The following is a 17,333-nucleotide window of genomic DNA, read 5'->3' as shown; positions in this document are numbered from 1 at the left end:
GAAGGAGAGCATTATGAGCGATCAAACTGTCATCAATCCCACCAGCACCATCGCATCGTCACCAGCGGAAGATTTCGCCAACGAAGTCGCCACGCCCGTTGCTGCACCGACGGCGACCGCAGCTCCTGAAGCGACGCCCGCTGTAGTCGCAGAAGCAGCACCTGAAGTTGCGCCCGCAGTGGTAGCGGCAGCGGCACCGGCTGAAGTTCCACCGGCTACGGCACCCGAGGCGATAACCGCTGCACCCGTGCAGGTGGCGGCCACTGCCGCGCCTGAGGCGGTAACGCCTGCGCCAGCCGAGGTTGCGCCGCCCAGCGAACCGGACATCGCTGCTCCCGCTGCAGCCGATGCGCCGCCAGCCGCCGCAACGGCGCAGAGCCACGACGGGACTCAGGCGTTCTCAGAAGGGGTGAAGGATTTCGTCAGAGCGTTTAGCTTTGTCGAGCAGGGCGTAATCAAACTTGGCGATGCCGCGAAGGGTGAGCTGATTGATCTGGCGAGGAAGTATCTGTAATGCCTGACGACTCAGCATCGGGGACCGGGATGTCCCCTGTTTACTAACAGGTTTTAGTCACTTCCGATTATTCCTAAGGCAGCTTCGATATTTTGCACTACCTTTAATCATTCAAGCGTTATTTAAATCGTCTTATTAAGCGAAAAGGAAGATAGCATGAGTGATACAGAAACTGTAAAAACCAAAACTGAATACTTGCGTGATGTCACCTCCCAGCTTAAAGAGATGCGCCACTACGCGCAGACCAACACTGAGACGCTATCTGGCCACTGGCTGGCGTTTGATGCGGGTGAGTATAAAGACACCGAATACGCGGGACGCTTCGACACCTTGCTGAACAAGCAGGGCAAGCTGCTGGATGACATTGATGCGGCGATTCAGGATCTGGAAATCGCCATCAACCATGCTGAGCAGGAAAGCTAAGCGTCTAGCGTACTGGTGGCCTAATCGGCCACCAGCCACATTTCTGCCTCATCGAACATCTCTTCAACAATCCGCGCAACTGTCGCTTTATCGTTCTTACTCATATCAGTATCTATTGCGTTACGCTCCATCGGTTTGACGCGCACCTCAATATCGGGAAAGACGCGCTGTACACGCTTTTCCAACTCCTGCAAAATCATCTCGCGTGCACCCGGTAATCCGGCCACGTTACGCTTATCGTAAATCAACTCCACAAACATCAGGGTCGTTCCATTCATTGGATCGGGTGCGATATAGTACTGTAAATAAAAACAGGGGTAAATATGCGCCAACTGGTTATCGATATCTTATTGAAAATGGCAAAAATGGATGTGGAAGCAAAAGAGCTGGTGGCGCAGGTAGAGGCGCAGTCGTTATTGATTGCCGCGCTGCTGATTCAGGCGAAAGAGAATAACTCGTTGACTATTTCCGATACGGTGCAGGAGGCGATTGTTACCGCTTCGCGCGCATCGCAGGAATTTTTACAGTCCGATGTTGATCTGCTGCTGACCCACGTCAATCGTCTGCTGGCGGTGGCAAGTTATATCGAAGTAAAAGGGATTGAGCGGGAAGGATAAGAAAAAATATTACCTCTGGAAGTGGAAATCCAGCAACACTTCCAGAGGCGGTGCAACAGCACCATTCGTTCAAGGACAATCTACGACTGACGTCGTGATGAGTAAGTTATACAAGTTTTCTCAACTTGTACAACTTTTTCCTGAACATTTTGTGTGGTTGGCGATGTATCTTTGATGCCGTTACAGTGCGTGGCCGATTACAACTCGTTTTTGATGCAGAACTCTTCCCACGTCATGCCTAAGGCTTCTGCGTGAGATTTCAGATACTTTTCAATGGCATCCGCGGCAACGGCTTTATCGGGCTCCGCCAGCTGTATAGAAAACAGCATGCCATCCAGCTTCTTCTGACGCAAAAATGCGGCATAAATACGTTCTGCATGCCAGTCGCGTAACTGCGCTAATGACAGGTTCGCCTGGCGGGCATCGCTTTCGGTGAGTTCATCCAGTGCAGACTGGAAATCGGGGTGGGCGGCGAAAAACATCGTACGCGCCTGAGCGTAATACTCTTCTGGGGTTTTCATTCGGTGTTCCTGCGTATCAACTTGCGCGCTAGTGTAACGCGCGCATGTGGCCTTGTCAGTTCCCGATCTTACAGAACATGGGCATCGTAGCGGCGCAATTTATTGCGCGATAAAGCGCGCCGCTACGGTATGTGCAACTTGTGATCACCGCCTATCAATGCATCTGCTGATAAATCCGCGTCACATCTTGTTGGTTCTTCGTCAGCGTTTCATCCAGCGTCAGTTTACCGCTCAGCATATCCGCCAGATTCTGCCCGACGGCGTTACCCATCTGATCAAATCCGGGAATACTCACGTACTGCACGCCCTGATAAGGCACCGGATTGAGCGTCGGCTGCTCGACGGTGGCCGAATCAATCGCCGCACGCACCTGCGCGGCATACGGCGCCAGGCGCTGATAGCTCGCCTGCTGATACGTCGAATTGCGGCTGCCCGGCGGTACCGCCCCCCAGCCGACGGTATCGGCCACTTGCTGGATATACTGTTTTGACGTCGCCCAGCTAATAAAGGCAATCGCCGCCTCGCGATTCGGCGTATTCGCCGGTACCGCCAGCGCCCACGACCACAACCAATTGGAGCCGTTACGCGTTATGCCGCCCGGTGCAGGCGCAAAGGCCAGCTTATCGGCGACTAATGAGATCTGCGGATTCACCAGCAAACCGGCTGCCACCGTGCTGTCGATCCACATGGCGCATTTGCCTTGTGCAGTCAGGCGCAGAATCTGGCCGAAACTGTTTTTCACCGTATCCGCGGGTCCATCCTGCTTCACTACCTGCAAATAATCACCCAGCGCCTCGCGCCACTCCGGCGAGTTGAGCGTCGGCTGCCAGTTTTCATCGAACCACTGCGCGCCATAGGCATTCGCCATGGTGGTCATGAACGCCACATTATCGCCCCAGCCAGGCTGGCCGCGCAGGCACAAACCGTAAATGCCTTTTTGCGGGTCAGTGAGTTTGGCGGCGAAGTTTTTGATATCGGTCCAGTCGGGATTATCGGGCATGGTTAACCCTTTCTGCGCAAACAGATCTTTGCGGTAGTAGGTCATGCTGCTTTCACCGTAGAACGGCAGGGCGTAGAGCGTTTGCTGGAACGACAGCGCTTTGCGCACTGGCGCGATGAGATCCTCGCTGTCGTAATCGGCGGGCAGCTTATTGAGCGGCGCCAGCCAGCCTTTTTCACCCCACAGCGGCGCTTCATAGGTGCCAACGGTGATGACATCGAACTGCGCCTGGCCGCTGTTCATCGCCGACAGCACCGCCTGACGCAGCGCGCCATCGTCCATCACATGCCATTGCAGTTTGACGTCAGGATGCTCCTGTTCGTAGCGCGTGGCGAGCTGCTGCATGATGGTCATATCGCCGTTAGCGATGGTGGCAATATTCAGCGTGGTCGCGGCGTGGCTCAGCAGCGGCGTGGCCAGCAACATAGCGAGAAGTTTACGCATCACTCGCTCCTTAGCGCTGCTGCAGGCGGAAGAAGGCCATCTTCTCCACCAGCAATCCGGCATGTTCGCTAACGGTCTGGCTGGCGGCGCTGGCTTCCTGCACCAGCGAGGCGTTCTGCTGCGTCGCGCCATCCATCTGAATCACTGCGGTGTTAACCTGCTCAATGCCGCTGGATTGCTGGCGGCTGGCCACGGCAATTTCACCGACAATGTCCACCACGCGCGCCACGCCCTGATTGATGTCATTGAGCATTGCGCCGGAACGCTGCACCAGCGCACTGCCGGCTTCCACTTTACCCACGCTGGCATCGATTAACGCTTTGATCTCGTGGGCGGCCCCGGCGGACCGCTGCGCCAGCTGACGCACTTCGGACGCCACCACGGCAAAGCCGCGCCCCTGTTCACCGGCGCGTGCTGCTTCAACCGCTGCGTTGAGCGCCAGCAGGTTGGTCTGGAAGGCGATCTCATCGATCACCCGGTTGATATCCGCGATGCGCTTGCTGGAAGATTCGATCTCCTCCATCGCGCTGACCGCATCACGCAGCACGCTGCTGCCACGTTCGGCCTGATGACGCACGTCGGTGGCCAGTTCGTTGGCCTGCGCAGCGTTATCGGCATTGTGTTTCACCGTGGCGGTCATCTGCTCCATGCTGGCGGCGGTCTGCTCCAGCGAGCTGGCCTGCGAATGGGTGCGCTCAGAGAGATCGTCATTGCCGTCGGCCATCTGACGCGCCGCATCACTCAGCGCAGTGGCGCTTTCGCCCACGTCGCGCACGATCTCCGCCAGACGCACATCCATGCGCAGCAGCGACTGCATCAGTTCGCCCATCTCATCGCGTGAAACGCTGCCGATATCGTGGTTCAGTTCACCGGCTGCAATCGATTCGGCCAGCTCGCGCGCCTGAGCAATCGAGCGGTTGATCGAGCGGATCAGCAGCCAGCCGAACACCAGCGCCACGCTCAGCCCGACCAGCAATATGATAATCAGGCTGTTACGCGCCAGCTGGTAATCGCTGTTGCTCTGCTGATAGGTGAGTTCCGCATGCTGGCGCATTAACGCATCAAGCTGATCGATGTCCTGTTGCAGCAGCTGACTGCCGCTGCGCAGGCGGGTTTCAATCACCACCAGCGCGCCGGACGGGTTGCCGCCCTTTAGCAGTTCACCGGCATCTTTCAGCGCGGTTTGCCAGCCATCGAGATGGGTGATGAATTGCTGGCTAAGCGGTTTGGTTTGCGCATCAAACGACAGCTGCTGCCAGGTTTGGCGGTCTTTGGCTATCTGCTCGCCGTACTGCGCGATGCGCGCCAGACGTTTCTCCACTTCACTGCTGTCGGTCCAGTAGCGCAGGGCATCGAACAGGGTCGCGGATTGTTCCTGCACCATGCGGTACAGGCGGGATGAATATTGCAGCGGTAACAGCTCATTCTGGTAGGCGTTTTGCGCCCGTTGGTCGGCGGCGCGCAGGCCGATGATTCCCCAGATGGCGGCAACAATCAGTAAAATGCACAGCAGGCCAACAATCGATGTCAGACGCGCGCGAAGGGTCAATCGCATAACGGGATTCTCCGTAACGAAGGTGAGTGTGTAATCGGTCATTATTGTTTTTACAGGCACTTTTAACTCCAGAAGAGTTATCGGCGCAGAAGTGAGCAGCTTGAGGAAAATCATGTGGCGCGCAGCAGATACCTTGCGCAACCTGCGGGAAAAATTATAACGTAGCCGCCATTGATGCGAGTGTAGGGACCGGGAATGAAAAAGTGGATGATAGTGGCCGCGCTGGCGCTGAGTGGCTGTGCGCAGATCAGCAATTATGACCAGGCGGTGAAAACCCCTGCGCCGCTGGAGCTGCAGGGCAACTGGCAAACCGTAGGGCCGCAAAGCAAGCTGATCAGCAAGCAAGCGATGGGCAGCCTGATTATTGGTGCCGAAGGCGACACGCTGGATTGCCGTCAGTGGCAGCGCGTGATTGCCAAACCGGGCAAATTAACGCGTCTGGGCGATGACTGGGTTAACGTGACGCGTCAGGTGCGCGTGATGCCGCTGGTGCTGGAGAACGGTGAGCTGCGTTACGATGGATTGAGACTGCGTAAAGTGGATCGCCCAACCGTTGAGTGCCAGCAGGCGCTGGAAGAAGTGGCGAAGCGTCCGAGTGAGGCGGTGATTCAGAATATCGAGCCAGAGATTATGCGCCCGGTTTCGACGGCGACGCAGAAGTAGTTTTCCCTCACCCTAACCCTCTCCCAGTGGGAGAGGGAACCGATCGAGCCCATCTGGCATATTGCAGCATCTCCCTCTCCCTGTGGGAGAGGGCCGGGGTGAGGGCATCAGCGCGCAGAGTCGTAAATTTAACCCTGCGGCAAATACACACTACCTTGCTTGCCATACGCGCTGATCACCGATTTCTGCATCGATGACTGGCCCACCAGCTGCGTCAATTCGTCCATACGCAACTGCAGCAGACGTTTCACTTCGCTCTCATTATCGAGAATATGGCGTAACACCGGACGCAGCTGCTCTTGCAGCTGGCGCGACGGTGCGGCGGCTTCGGTTGTTTGCGCCAGTCTTTGCACCGCACTGACATAGTCCACTTCCTTGGTAATCAAATCATCCCATTCGCCGTCTGCTGCCAAACGCAGCATTCCGTGGCTGAGGTCGAGTAACTGTTGGTAAACGGTAATCAGTGGCGGTGCAATATTCATTAAACGGCGTCCTGAAGGTGTTGAGGTTGTACGACTTCTTTCCAGGCATCAGCGATATTGCGCAGAAGACCTTCAACTTCTTCGAGGGCTTCGACATCATTTCGCAGATTAGCCTGAACCAGACGGCGAACCATGTAGGAGTAGAGTCCTAACAGGTTGTCGGTCAGGTCATCGCCTGATTGCTCATCGAGGCCCTGCTTGAGTCCGCCCTCGATGATGTTAATGGCCTTGGAAATCGAGTTACCTTTTCCCTGGATATTATTGTCCTGCATAAACAGGCGGGCGCGGACCAGTGCGCTGATCGCACCGTCAAACAGCAAGGTAATCAGCTGCTGTTGATTGGCGCTCATCACTGAGCTCTCCACCCCGATTTTTGCGTAGGCTTGTGTGCCTGTAGCGCTGTACATGGTCACTCCTTACTATTTAGAACTGCTGCTCGAAGTCATGCTATCGAACTGCTGTGTCAGGTAATCGCTGGTGCTGTTCAGCGAGCTCATGGTGACGTCGAGTTGCGTGAACTGCGTCTTATAACGCGCAATAAGGGCGTTGATACGCGTGTTCATGTTGTTGTACTGCTCAGTCAGGTTATTCAGCGTCTTGCTGACGCCATCTTTCGCGGACTGAATGCTGCCGGTAGATGACAGCCAACTGGTCAGGTTAGTCGCCAGTTTGGTGGTGATACCGGTGGTTTTACCGTCACCCACAATCATCTCTTTCACGCCCGCCGGATCTTTGGTCAGCTCGGTTTTCAGCTTGTCGGAATCCAGCGACAACTCACCGGTGGTCGGGTCGGTGGTGATACCGATTTGCGCCAGCGTTTTGTAGGTTGAAGAGCTAGCCGTGTTGGTCAGCAAACTTTTAATCTGGGTTTGAATACCGCGCAGCGTGCTATCGCCAACTAGCGCACCGTTGCTGGAATCTTGTGTATCTGAGCCGACATCCACAGCGGTGTATTTAGTCAGGCTGGTGAACTGATCCAGCAGATTGTTGTAGGCATCCACAAAGTTGGAAATTGCGGTGGAGGCTTTAGAGGTATCTTGCGTGATGGTCAACGTCTGATTACCGCTGGTGACATCATTCAGATTCAGCGTAATTCCTTCCAGCGCATCGCTAATGGTGTTGGTGCTGCTGGTGATGGCGACATTATTTACCGTTAACTCGGCATCTTGTGCGGCAACGCTGACGTCCAGCGGGTTATCGGCATCGGTTTTGGTTGAATCAAAGCCGACAATGCCTTGCAGTGTGTCATCGCCAGTCACGGTCACGGAAGAAACCGCATTAGCCTCACCGGTTTTCGACGCGGTCAGCGACAGACGATAAGCGCCATCACCGGTTTTGATAATACTGGCGCTGACACCGGCATTGGCACCGTTAATCGCGTCACGCATGCCGGTTAATGAGGTTTGTGCACTGGTCAGCGTAATGTCTTTACTGGTGCCGTCGGCCAGTTTGATCGACAGCGTGCGGCTGGCATCGGAGCTGCCCAGCGCAGTGGTGTTGCTGGTTTGTACGCCCGAAGTTAGCGTCTGTGCCTGCGCCAGCTGCGTCACACTAATGCTGTATTTCCCGGCGATGGTGCTGCCAGACGTGGTGGCGCTGAACGCAGTGGTGCTGCTGGCTGCGCTGGTTGCGGTGAACAAATCCGCGCTGTTTAATGCCGTGTTGGCGGTTTGGAAGGTGGTTAACGCGCTCGATAAGGTGCCGTAAGCGCTCAGCTTCGCGGTATAAGCCGTCTGCTGATTAGAGATAGGCGTTAAAGACGCTTTCTCAGCCGTACTCAAGTTATCCAGGATGGTACTTAAATCGAGGCCTGAACCGATACCGAGGGTAGAAATGGTGGTCATGTTGTTTCCTTTCTATGTCGACACGGAGAATCAATACCGCGGGTTATCGGCTCATTATGGGCAAAGTTTAGAATTATTTACCGGCGGGTAATAAAGCGAATAGCGTATATAGAGAAGGGTATTTCGGACGCTAGAAAAATGATCAGGTTGGCCTAAAGAACGCTGCGGGCAGGGCGATAAAGATAAACGTGACAGGTTGAAGGGAAAAATTTTCACCTGGTCCTAAAAAAAATCTAAAGGTTGTTTAAGGGCAGACGATAACAACATTGACGGCGCTGAAGCCGGCGGGTTGAAGCCCACACCTTAACCGAAAGACTTGATTAACAGGAAAATTATCATGGCCCAAGTCATTAATACCAACAGCCTCTCGCTGATCACTCAGAACAACATCAACAAGAACCAGTCTGCTCTGTCTACTTCTATCGAGCGTCTGTCTTCTGGTCTTCGTATTAACAGCGCTAAAGATGACGCAGCGGGCCAGGCAATTGCTAACCGCTTCACTTCTAACATTAACGGCCTGACTCAGGCGGCGCGTAACGCCAACGACGGTATCTCTGCTGCGCAGACCACTGAAGGCGCACTGTCAGAAATAAACAACAACTTACAGCGTGTTCGTGAACTGACCGTACAGTCTCAGAACGGCACCAACAGCCAGTCTGACCTGGACTCAATTCAGGACGAAATTAAATCACGTCTGGACGAAATTGACCGCGTATCCGGTCAGACTCAGTTCAACGGCGTGAACGTGCTGGCGAAAGACGGTTCTATGAAAATCCAGGTTGGCGCGAACGATGGCCAGACCATCACCATCGACCTGAAGAAAATCGACTCTTCAACTCTGGGTCTGAACGGCTTCAATGTAAATGGTTCAGGTTCAATTACGAACAAAGCAGCTACTGTAAGTGATGTAACAAGTGCTGGTGGCACTTTACAGGCTGATGGTTATTATGATGTTACTACTAAAAACACAGCATTAACTACCAAAGCTGCGTTCGCAAAATTAAGTGATGGCGACACAGTATCAACCACTACTGGTGGTGTAACTACTGATTATACTTTTGATGCTGCGTCAGGTAATTTCACAACTGGTAAAACGTTGACAGCAGCAGATACTGCGGATCGTACTACACTGAAAGATAGTCTGAAAGCAGCTACAGGTCAGTCTGAAAGTGGTACTTGGACTACAAACAACGGTACTGTTAAATTTGATACTGATTCAGATGGTAAAATTACTATTGGTGGCGCGGCAGCTTATCTTGATTCCGCTGGCAACCTTACTACCAACGCAGCAGGCGCTGATACAGTACCCGCTACAACGTCAGATTTAGTTGATATTGCATCCTCTGCTGCTGGAGCCGGTGGTACTTTATCTTTCAAAGGTACTGACTACACAATTTCCTCAGGTTCAGATGCCGGTACTCCTGGCGACACATCTGATGACGTAGCAGGTAACATTACTTACAAGGCAACTGTTAGCAAAGATGTTGTTCTTGCAGAAACTACTGCTACTGGCACAACTACGAGCATGGCGATGAAATCTGGAGTAATGTCTAGTACTCTTGCCTTCACCGATGGTGCTTCAACTGATACTTATACTGATGCAAGTGGTGCAATCACTAAAACTGCACAATACACTACTTCCTACGCAGTTAATAAAGATACAGGTGCAGTAACTGTTGCTGATTACGCTGCACAAGATTCTGCTGCAAACCCTGTGGACGATAAAAAATACGCACCAACTATCGGTGCAACTGTAAATCTCAATAGCGCAGGTAAATTGACCACTGACGCAACCAGCGCGGGTACTGCAACTTCTGACCCACTGGCAGCTCTGGACTCAGCTATCAGCAGCATCGATAAGTTCCGTTCAAGCCTGGGTGCGATTCAGAACCGTCTGGATTCAGCGGTAACTAACCTGAACAACACCACCACTAACCTGTCTGAAGCACAGTCTCGTATTCAGGATGCTGACTACGCCACTGAAGTTTCAAACATGTCTAAAGCACAGATCATCCAGCAGGCAGGTAACTCAGTGTTGGCGAAAGCTAACCAGGTTCCACAGCAGGTTCTGTCTCTGCTGCAGGGCTAATCGCTCTAAGCTTCTTGCTTATCAAACCCCGCTTCGGCGGGGTTTTTTTATACCTGCATATTCATAATATGCATATTTGCAGGCGCAACGCATTACGTGACCCAAACCCACCCATTCCCCTTGAAGCTTCCCCCGCTTATCGCTAAGGTAAGCGCGTTTTTTCGCCGCCAGGAAACCTCATGACCACCATCGCGCTCATCGACGACCATGTGATCGTCCGTTCGGGTTTTGCCCAATTGTTGGGGCTGGAACCGGATTTCCAGGTTGTTGCCGAATGCGGTTCCGGGCGGGAAGCGCTCAATATGCTGCCGGGGCGCGGCGTGCAGGTGTGCATCTGCGATATCTCGATGCCGGATATTTCCGGGCTCGAGTTATTGAGCCAATTGCCGAAAGGCATGGCGACCATCATGCTGTCGGTGCACGACAGTCCGGCGCTGGTGGAGCAGGCGCTCAATGCGGGCGCGCGCGGATTCCTCTCCAAACGTTGCAGCCCCGATGAACTGATCGCCGCGGTGCATACCGTGGCCAAAGGCGGCTGCTATCTGACGCCCGATATCGCCCTGAAGCTCGCCTCCGGACGTCAGGACCCGCTCACCAAACGCGAACGCCAGGTGGCGGAAAAACTGGCGCAAGGTTTAGCGGTAAAAGAGATCGCGGCCGAACTTGGCCTTTCGCCGAAAACCGTTCACGTTCATCGCGCCAATTTGCTGGAAAAGCTCAACGTCAGTAATGACGTTGAACTGGCGCGCCGCATGTTTGATGGCTGGTAATGCAGCCACTCTTTTCACGGCTGATCGCCGTTATCGCCAGTTTTTGCATCTTCTCTGCCGCGTGGTTTTGCCTGTGGAGCATCAGCCTGCATCTGGCGGAACGTCCTGAGCTGGCGGTATTGCTGTTTCCCTTTGGCCTGCGCCTTGGCCTGATGTTGCAATGCCCGCGCGCCTACTGGCCGGTGCTGCTCGGTGCTGAGTGGTTGCTGCTTTATTGGCTCTCACGTGAAGTGGCGCTGGCGCATCTGCCGCTGCTGATGCTGGGTAGCTTATTGACGCTGCTGCCGGTGGCGCTGATCTCCCGTTATCGTCATCAACGAGACTGGCACACCTTGTTGTGGCAGGGCGGTGCGATGGTGTGCGCGGCGCTGCTGCAGGCATTGCCGTGGATCGCTGAACCCGTCGCGCTGAATGCGGTGCTGCTCACGCTCACCGGCGCACTGACCGTGGCACCAACCTGTTTGGTAATCTGGCATTATCTCACCAGCACGCGCTGGCAGCCGCTCGGCCCGTCGCTGGTCGGTCAGCCGGTTAACTGGCGCGTGCGCCATCTGTTTGGTTATGTGCTGCTGTTTATGGTCAGTTTGTGGTTGCAGCTGGGTCTGCCTGCAGAGCTGTCGCGCTTCACACCGTTTTGTCTGGCGCTGCCGATTATTGCGCTGGCATGGCATTACGGCTGGCAGGGCGCGCTGATTGCCACACTGATGAACGCCATCGCGCTGATCGCCAGCCAGACCTGGCACGATCACGCGGTCGATCTGCTGCTCTCCCTGCTGGCGCAAAGCCTGACCGGGCTGCTTCTCGGCGCGGGTATTCAGCGTTTACGTGAACTCAATCAGTCGCTGCAAACCGAATTGGTGCGCAATCGCCGTCTGACGGAGCGCCTGCTGGAGACCGAAGAGAGCGTCAGACGCGAAGTGGCGCGCGAGCTGCACGATGATATCGGCCAGACCATCACAGCTATTCGCACCCAGGCCGGGATCATGCAGCGCATCAGCCCGGAAAGTGGCGTCAAGCAGAGCGGCATGTTGATAGAGCAGCTGTCGCTGGGCATTTACGATTCGGTGCGCCGCTTGCTGGGGCGCTTGCGTCCGCGCCAGTTGGACGATCTTTCGCTCGAGCAGGCAATCCGTTCGCTGATGCGGGAAATGGAGCTGGAAGGGCACGGCATCATCAGCCATCTCGACTGGCAGATTGATGAAGCGCGACTGAGTGAAGCGCAGCGCGTCACGCTGTTTCGCGTTTGTCAGGAAGGACTCAATAACGTAGTGAAACACGCCAGCGCCCGTGCGGTGACGCTGCAAGGCACATTGCAGGACGAGCGGTTGCAGCTGGTGATCGAAGACGACGGCTGCGGCTTACCCGTGGGTTCCCCGCAGCACGGTTTTGGCCTTGCCGGCATGCGCGAACGCGTGACGGCACTCGGCGGCTCGCTGGGGATCTCCTGCACCCACGGCACGCGCGTTAGCGTCACGTTACCGCTGCGCAAGGGATAACCAATATGTTGTTTAGATTTCTCAAAGCACCCGCCAGCGCGCAGCCGATCAGCGATAAAGCGACCATTGATGCGCGCTATCGCTACTGGCGGCGCCATATCATGATCACCATCTGGCTCGGCTATGCGCTGTTCTATTTCACCCGTAAAAGCTTCAACGCCGCATCGCCGGAAATTCTTGCGGCGGGAGTGATGACGCGCACGGATATCGGCCTGCTGGCGACGCTGTTTTACATCACTTACGGCCTGTCGAAGTTTTTCTCTGGCATCGTCAGCGACCGCTCTAACGCGCGCTACTTCATGGGCATCGGGCTGATAGCGACAGGCGTGGTGAATATTCTGTTTGGTTTCTCCACATCGCTGTGGGCTTTCGCCGTGTTGTGGGTGTTAAATGCCTTTTTCCAGGGATGGGGATCGCCGGTCTGTGCGCGTCTGCTGACCAGCTGGTTTTCTCGCACCGAACGCGGCGGCTGGTGGGCGCTGTGGAACACGGCACAGAACGTTGGCGGTGCGCTGATCCCGATGATCGTCGGTGCCGCCGCGCTGCACTATGGCTGGCGCGCCGGCATGATGATTGCAGGCGGACTGGCGATCGTCGCTGGTATTTTTCTCTGCTGGCGCCTGCGCGATCGTCCGCAAACCGTGGGTTTACCGCCGGTCGGTGACTGGCGCCACGATGCGCTGGAGATTGCTCAGCAGCAAGAGGGCGCAGGGCTGAGTCACAAACAGATCCTTGCCAAATATGTGCTGCTCAACCCTTACATCTGGCTGCTGTCGCTGTGTTACGTGCTGGTTTACGTGGTGCGTGCCGCGATTAACGACTGGGGCAATCTCTATATGTCCGAGACGCTGGGCGTCAATCTGGTGACGGCCAACTCGGCGGTGACCATGTTTGAACTCGGTGGCTTCGGTGGCGCGTTAGTGGCGGGATGGGGATCGGATAAATTGTTCAACGGCAATCGCGGGCCGATGAACCTGATCTTTGCCGCCGGCATTTTGCTGTCAGTGGGATCGCTGTGGCTGATGCCGTTTGCCAGCTACGTGATGCAGGCTGCGTGTTTCTTTACCATCGGCTTTTTTGTCTTCGGCCCGCAGATGTTGATTGGCATGGCGGCGGCGGAATGTTCGCATAAAGACGCGGCGGGCGCGGCGACCGGATTTGTTGGCCTGTTTGCCTATCTGGGCGCATCGCTCTCCGGCTGGCCGCTGGCGCGGGTGATCGATGTCTGGCACTGGAACGGTTTCTTTGCGGTCATCGCCTGCGCGGCGGGCATATCGGCCTTGCTGCTGTTGCCATTCCTGCATGCTCAAACGCCGCGCCAGCGCGAGGAAGTGTGATGCATCCCCGCTTTTTACCCTTACATCGACAAAACTAAGAAATTTTCCCGGTTGCGCCGGGCAGTTGTCTCAGGCCGAAACCGCTGCTGATTTTTACAATGCCTGCCATCACGCAGGTCATTAATCAGGAGCACTCCATGCTGGCTTTCTTAAATCAGGTGCGCAAGCCGACCCTGAATCTGTCGCTCGAAGAGCGGCGCAAGATGTGGTTCAAACCCTTTATGCAGTCCTATCTGGTGGTCTTTATCGGCTACCTGACCATGTACCTGATCCGCAAAAACTTCAACATTGCGCAGAACGACATGATCACCACCTACGGACTCAGCATGACCCAGTTGGGTATGATTGGGCTCGGCTTCTCCATCACCTACGGCGTCGGTAAAACGCTGGTCTCCTATTACGCCGATGGGAAAAATACCAAGCAGTTCCTGCCGTTTATGCTGATCCTCTCGGCCATCTGCATGCTGGGCTTCAGCGCCAGCATGGGCGCTGGCTCGGTGAGTTTGTTCCTGATGATCGCGTTTTATGCGCTGAGCGGCTTCTTCCAAAGTACCGGCGGCTCCTGTAGTTATTCCACCATCACCAAATGGACGCCGCGCCGGAAACGCGGTAGCTATCTGGGGATGTGGAATATTTCGCACAACCTGGGCGGCGCAGGTGCAGCGGGTGTGGCGCTGTTTGGTGCCAATTACCTGTTCGATGGGCATGTGGTCGGCATGTTTGTGTTCCCGTCACTGATAGCGCTGGTGGTCGGCTTTATCGGTCTGCGCTACGGCAGCGATTCACCTGAATCTTACGGTCTGGGCAAAGCCGAGGAACTGTTTGGTGAAGAGATCAGCGAAGAGGACAAAGAGACCGAAGATCAGGCGATGACCAAATGGCAGATCTTTGTCGAGTACGTGCTGAAAAACAAAGTGATTTGGCTGCTGTGCTTCGCCAACATCTTCCTGTACGTGGTGCGCATTGGTATCGATCAGTGGTCGACGGTGTATGCCTTCCAGGAATTAAAACTGTCAAAAGAGGTGGCGATTCAAGGCTTCACGCTGTTTGAAGTCGGTGCGTTAGTCGGCACGCTGCTGTGGGGTTGGTTGTCGGATCTGGCGAATGGTCGTCGTGCGCTGGTGGCATGCGTGGCGCTGGCGTTGATTATCGCCACGCTTGGTATCTATCAACATGCCAGCAATCAGTATGTTTATCTGGCGTCGCTGTTTGCTCTGGGCTTCCTGGTGTTTGGTCCGCAGCTGTTAATTGGCGTTGCCGCTGTCGGCTTTGTGCCGAAAAAAGCCATTGGTGCCGCCGATGGCATCAAAGGCACCTTTGCTTACCTGATTGGTGACAGCTTCGCCAAGTTAGGCTTGGGAATGATCGCCGATGGCACGCCCATCTTTGGCTTAACCGGTTGGGCCGGGACCTTTGCGGCGCTGGATGCCGCCGCGATTGGCTGTATAGCCTTAATGGCGATGGTGGCGGTATTTGAAGAGCGTAAGATTCGCCGTGAAAAGCGTCTGCAACGGTTGAAAGCAGCATGATGTCTAGCCCCGGTTTTAACCGGGGCTTTTTCGGGCGATAAATCCTGCTGACCTAAAACAAATTCATACGCAGGGGAATGGACGATTTTAGCTGCTGCACTACTTCCTCAGAAAAGTAACCACCTTGTTACAGTCCTTGCGCAGATTGCCGATAACTCCCCTCAGAATCATTCCAATTTTTGAACCACATTTTTCCGTTTCTGGGGTGTCTATGCGCTTCAATTATGACTTGTTACCGGGTGAGCTACTGACCTTCGAAGAGATTGCCCTGCGCTACACGCAGCAGCATCCCGACGAGAAAGAGCTTACCGCACGCGGGTTGCTGAGCCCGTCGACCAGCTTTCGCAATTTGGTGATCCGCGCGCTGTTCGCGCAGGAGGAGATCAACAGCCCGATCGAGGATCTGCTGTTTGTCTCGGACGACAACGAGCGCAAAAACTATCTGCGTCGCTTTGAGCATTACCTGAAAAACCAGCAGGCGTTTCTCTACTTCCGGCGCAACGACGAAGCGCGCAAAGAAGGGCGCTGGAAAGTGGTCGGCGAAACCCAGGTGTTTGCCATGCTCGATCCCAATTCGGCAGCGGCACAGAATCTGCTCAACAGCCGGGGCTTTAAGCTGGTGCTGATGCGGCAGACCGAAGAGGATGAGTATTGGCAGCTGTTCGATGCGCAGGCGCATCCGTGCTTCCCGCTGTCGCGCAAAATCCAGTTTCTGGTGGTGTTGAGCACGCCGCAATACAAAGTGCCGAGCGGCGTGATGCCCGGCACCGAAGTCGGACGCCGCGTGAAAGCCAAAGTGCTGCAGCGCTCCAGCCAGGCGGAGTTCACCTCGGCGGTAAAAGCGCGCTACGGCGCCTGCATTATCACCGGCACGCAGCTGACCGAACGTCACAGCTGGCCGTGGGTGGAAGCATGCTACATCGACACGCAAGAGAACGAAGAGGGCTTTCTGGCGGATAACAGCGCCGATAACGGCTTATTTCTGCGCAGCGACCTGCAGCGGCTGTTTATCAACAAAATGATAAGCATCAACGCGGAAACCGGTCAGGTGCTGTTTAATCCTGCGCTGGAAACTGAAGCGTTGATTACCCCTTTTTATCAGGCACTTGAGGGCAAAGTTTGCGCATTATGGGACGCGGTGCCGCCTGGCACGCGGGAAAGACTGCGTAATTTGCGCTAACGCCCGCGCGGATGGCGGTGCGATCCACCGCCATCCATAACAAATTTGAAATAACCTCGCTTTTGCCCGCCTATTCTGCCAATCAAAACCCCTACAGAATTGGATAATCATGCCGATAACTTTACTAACGCAGGGTAGTCAACGTGAACGATCTCTATACCGCCGATGGCGTGATGGATAAACATTCGCTCTGGCAGCGCTACGTTCCTCTGGTGCGGCATGAAGCGCTGCGCCTGCAGGTTCGTTTGCCAGCCAGCGTTGAGCTTGACGATCTGCTGCAGGCCGGTGGCATTGGCTTATTAAATGCCGTGGAGCGCTACGATGCGCTACAGGGCACCGCCTTTACCACTTACGCCGTGCAGCGTATCCGGGGAGCAATGCTGGATGAGCTGCGCAGTCGCGACTGGGCACCACGCAGCGTACGCAGAAATGCGCGCGAAGTAGCAGGTGCCATGCATCAGGTAGAACAAGCGTTGGGGCGCTCGGCTACTGAGCAGGAAGTGGCTGAGCGACTGAATGTTTCGCTGGAGGAGTATCGGCAGATTCTGCTCGATACCAACAACAGCCAACTCTTCTCCTACGACGAGTATCGGGAAGAACACGGCGACAGTGCGGAGCTGGTGACGGAGGGGCATGAGGAAGCCAACCCGCTTCATCAGTTGTTGGAAGGAAACCTACGTGACCGCGTGATTGAAGCGATTGAGGCCTTGCCTGAACGTGAAAAACTCGTGCTCACACTGTACTACCAGGAAGAACTGAACCTGAAGGAGATTGGCGCGGTGCTGGAAGTGGGGGAATCCCGCGTCAGTCAACTGCACAGTCAGGCGATCAAACGCCTGCGTGCCCGATTATCGGGGGCGCGCTAACAG

18 protein-coding genes are annotated in these 17,333 nt (G+C 55.2%); 11 read left to right on the top strand and 7 right to left on the bottom strand.

Annotated features, from left to right (window positions below):
- Positions 1-13 precede the first annotated feature (13 nt).
- Together K5Y33_RS07565 and K5Y33_RS07560 are read left to right on the top strand one after the other, a co-directional pair.
- The gene (locus tag K5Y33_RS07565; RefSeq protein WP_222233617.1) at positions 14-514 is read left to right on the top strand and encodes a hypothetical protein; all 501 of its coding nucleotides are present in this window, start codon (positions 14-16) and stop codon (positions 512-514) included.
- A 156-nt stretch (positions 515-670) separates the two neighbouring features.
- Positions 671-937 (top strand): hypothetical protein, encoded by a 267-nt coding sequence (locus K5Y33_RS07560; RefSeq protein WP_217546284.1) that lies wholly within the window; start codon positions 671-673, stop codon positions 935-937.
- Between the two features lie 20 nt (positions 938-957).
- Here K5Y33_RS07560 and K5Y33_RS07555 read toward each other — a convergent pair whose 3' ends face one another.
- Positions 958-1,197: a DinI-like family protein gene (locus tag K5Y33_RS07555; protein WP_101764035.1), complete on the bottom strand. Its 240-nt coding sequence runs from the start codon at positions 1,195-1,197 to the stop codon at positions 958-960.
- Positions 1,198-1,260: 63 nt separating this feature from the next.
- Here K5Y33_RS07555 and iraP point away from each other — a divergent pair, with 63 nt between their 5' ends.
- Complete coding sequence (iraP, locus tag K5Y33_RS07550) at positions 1,261-1,554, top strand: anti-adapter protein IraP (RefSeq protein WP_061717593.1); 294 nt, start codon at positions 1,261-1,263, stop codon at positions 1,552-1,554.
- A gap of 197 nt (positions 1,555-1,751) precedes the next feature.
- Here iraP and K5Y33_RS07545 read toward each other — a convergent pair whose 3' ends face one another.
- The 3 genes from K5Y33_RS07545 to K5Y33_RS07535 form a co-directional block, all read right to left on the bottom strand.
- Positions 1,752-2,075, bottom strand: coding sequence for a DUF6388 family protein (locus K5Y33_RS07545; RefSeq protein WP_101764036.1), 324 nt, complete (start codon positions 2,073-2,075; stop codon positions 1,752-1,754).
- Positions 2,076-2,229: 154 nt separating this feature from the next.
- Positions 2,230-3,519, bottom strand: coding sequence for a sugar ABC transporter substrate-binding protein (locus tag K5Y33_RS07540; protein WP_222233616.1), 1,290 nt, complete (start codon positions 3,517-3,519; stop codon positions 2,230-2,232).
- A gap of 10 nt (positions 3,520-3,529) precedes the next feature.
- Positions 3,530-5,074, bottom strand: a complete 1,545-nt coding sequence (locus tag K5Y33_RS07535) for a methyl-accepting chemotaxis protein (RefSeq protein WP_137386036.1) — start codon at positions 5,072-5,074, stop codon at positions 3,530-3,532.
- Between the two features lie 195 nt (positions 5,075-5,269).
- On the opposite strand from K5Y33_RS07535, the gene yedD reads away from it, so the two are divergent.
- Entirely contained in the window at positions 5,270-5,737 is a 468-nt protein-coding gene (gene yedD, locus K5Y33_RS07530; protein ID WP_222233615.1) for a lipoprotein YedD, read from the top strand.
- 128 nt (positions 5,738-5,865) lie between these two features.
- Here yedD and fliT read toward each other — a convergent pair whose 3' ends face one another.
- Genes fliT through fliD form a run of 3 tightly spaced genes read right to left on the bottom strand, consistent with a single transcriptional unit; the run spans position 5,866 to position 8,063 of the window.
- Positions 5,866-6,219, bottom strand: a complete 354-nt coding sequence (gene fliT, locus K5Y33_RS07525; RefSeq protein WP_222233614.1) for a flagella biosynthesis regulatory protein FliT — start codon at positions 6,217-6,219, stop codon at positions 5,866-5,868.
- Positions 6,219-6,626, bottom strand: a complete 408-nt coding sequence (gene fliS, locus K5Y33_RS07520; protein ID WP_008105355.1) for a flagellar export chaperone FliS — start codon at positions 6,624-6,626, stop codon at positions 6,219-6,221. Before fliS ends, fliT begins: the two co-directional genes overlap by 1 nt.
- Positions 6,627-6,638: 12 nt before the next feature.
- Positions 6,639-8,063, bottom strand: coding sequence for a flagellar filament capping protein FliD (gene fliD / locus K5Y33_RS07515; RefSeq protein ID WP_192411602.1), 1,425 nt, complete (start codon positions 8,061-8,063; stop codon positions 6,639-6,641).
- Positions 8,064-8,400: 337 nt separating this feature from the next.
- On the opposite strand from fliD, the gene K5Y33_RS07510 reads away from it, so the two are divergent.
- The 7 genes from K5Y33_RS07510 (at position 8,401) to K5Y33_RS07480 (ending at position 17,330) form a co-directional block, all read left to right on the top strand.
- Positions 8,401-10,152, top strand: a complete 1,752-nt coding sequence (locus K5Y33_RS07510) for a FliC/FljB family flagellin (RefSeq protein WP_222233613.1) — start codon at positions 8,401-8,403, stop codon at positions 10,150-10,152.
- Positions 10,153-10,331: 179 nt separating this feature from the next.
- Complete coding sequence (uhpA, locus tag K5Y33_RS07505; RefSeq protein WP_110866404.1) at positions 10,332-10,922, top strand: transcriptional regulator UhpA; 591 nt, start codon at positions 10,332-10,334, stop codon at positions 10,920-10,922.
- A complete protein-coding gene (uhpB, locus tag K5Y33_RS07500) occupies positions 10,922-12,418 on the top strand; it encodes a signal transduction histidine-protein kinase/phosphatase UhpB (protein WP_222233612.1) in 1,497 nt (498 codons plus the stop codon). Before uhpA ends, uhpB begins: the two co-directional genes overlap by 1 nt.
- Positions 12,419-12,426: 8 nt before the next feature.
- Entirely contained in the window at positions 12,427-13,755 is a 1,329-nt protein-coding gene (locus K5Y33_RS07495; RefSeq protein WP_110866456.1) for an MFS transporter, read from the top strand.
- Between the two features lie 137 nt (positions 13,756-13,892).
- Positions 13,893-15,284, top strand: coding sequence for a hexose-6-phosphate:phosphate antiporter (uhpT, locus tag K5Y33_RS07490; protein ID WP_110866402.1), 1,392 nt, complete (start codon positions 13,893-13,895; stop codon positions 15,282-15,284).
- A gap of 211 nt (positions 15,285-15,495) precedes the next feature.
- The gene (locus K5Y33_RS07485; RefSeq protein ID WP_101764045.1) at positions 15,496-16,464 is read left to right on the top strand and encodes an HNH endonuclease signature motif containing protein; all 969 of its coding nucleotides are present in this window, start codon (positions 15,496-15,498) and stop codon (positions 16,462-16,464) included.
- A gap of 143 nt (positions 16,465-16,607) precedes the next feature.
- Complete coding sequence (locus tag K5Y33_RS07480; RefSeq protein WP_007891379.1) at positions 16,608-17,330, top strand: RNA polymerase sigma factor FliA; 723 nt, start codon at positions 16,608-16,610, stop codon at positions 17,328-17,330.
- Positions 17,331-17,333: the final 3 nt, after the last annotated feature.

It is taken from the genome of Pantoea sp. DY-17 (genome assembly GCF_019795975.1).
Classification (GTDB): Bacteria; Pseudomonadota; Gammaproteobacteria; order Enterobacterales; family Enterobacteriaceae; genus Pantoea; species Pantoea leporis.
This window is presented reverse-complemented; position numbering and strand designations above follow the sequence as displayed.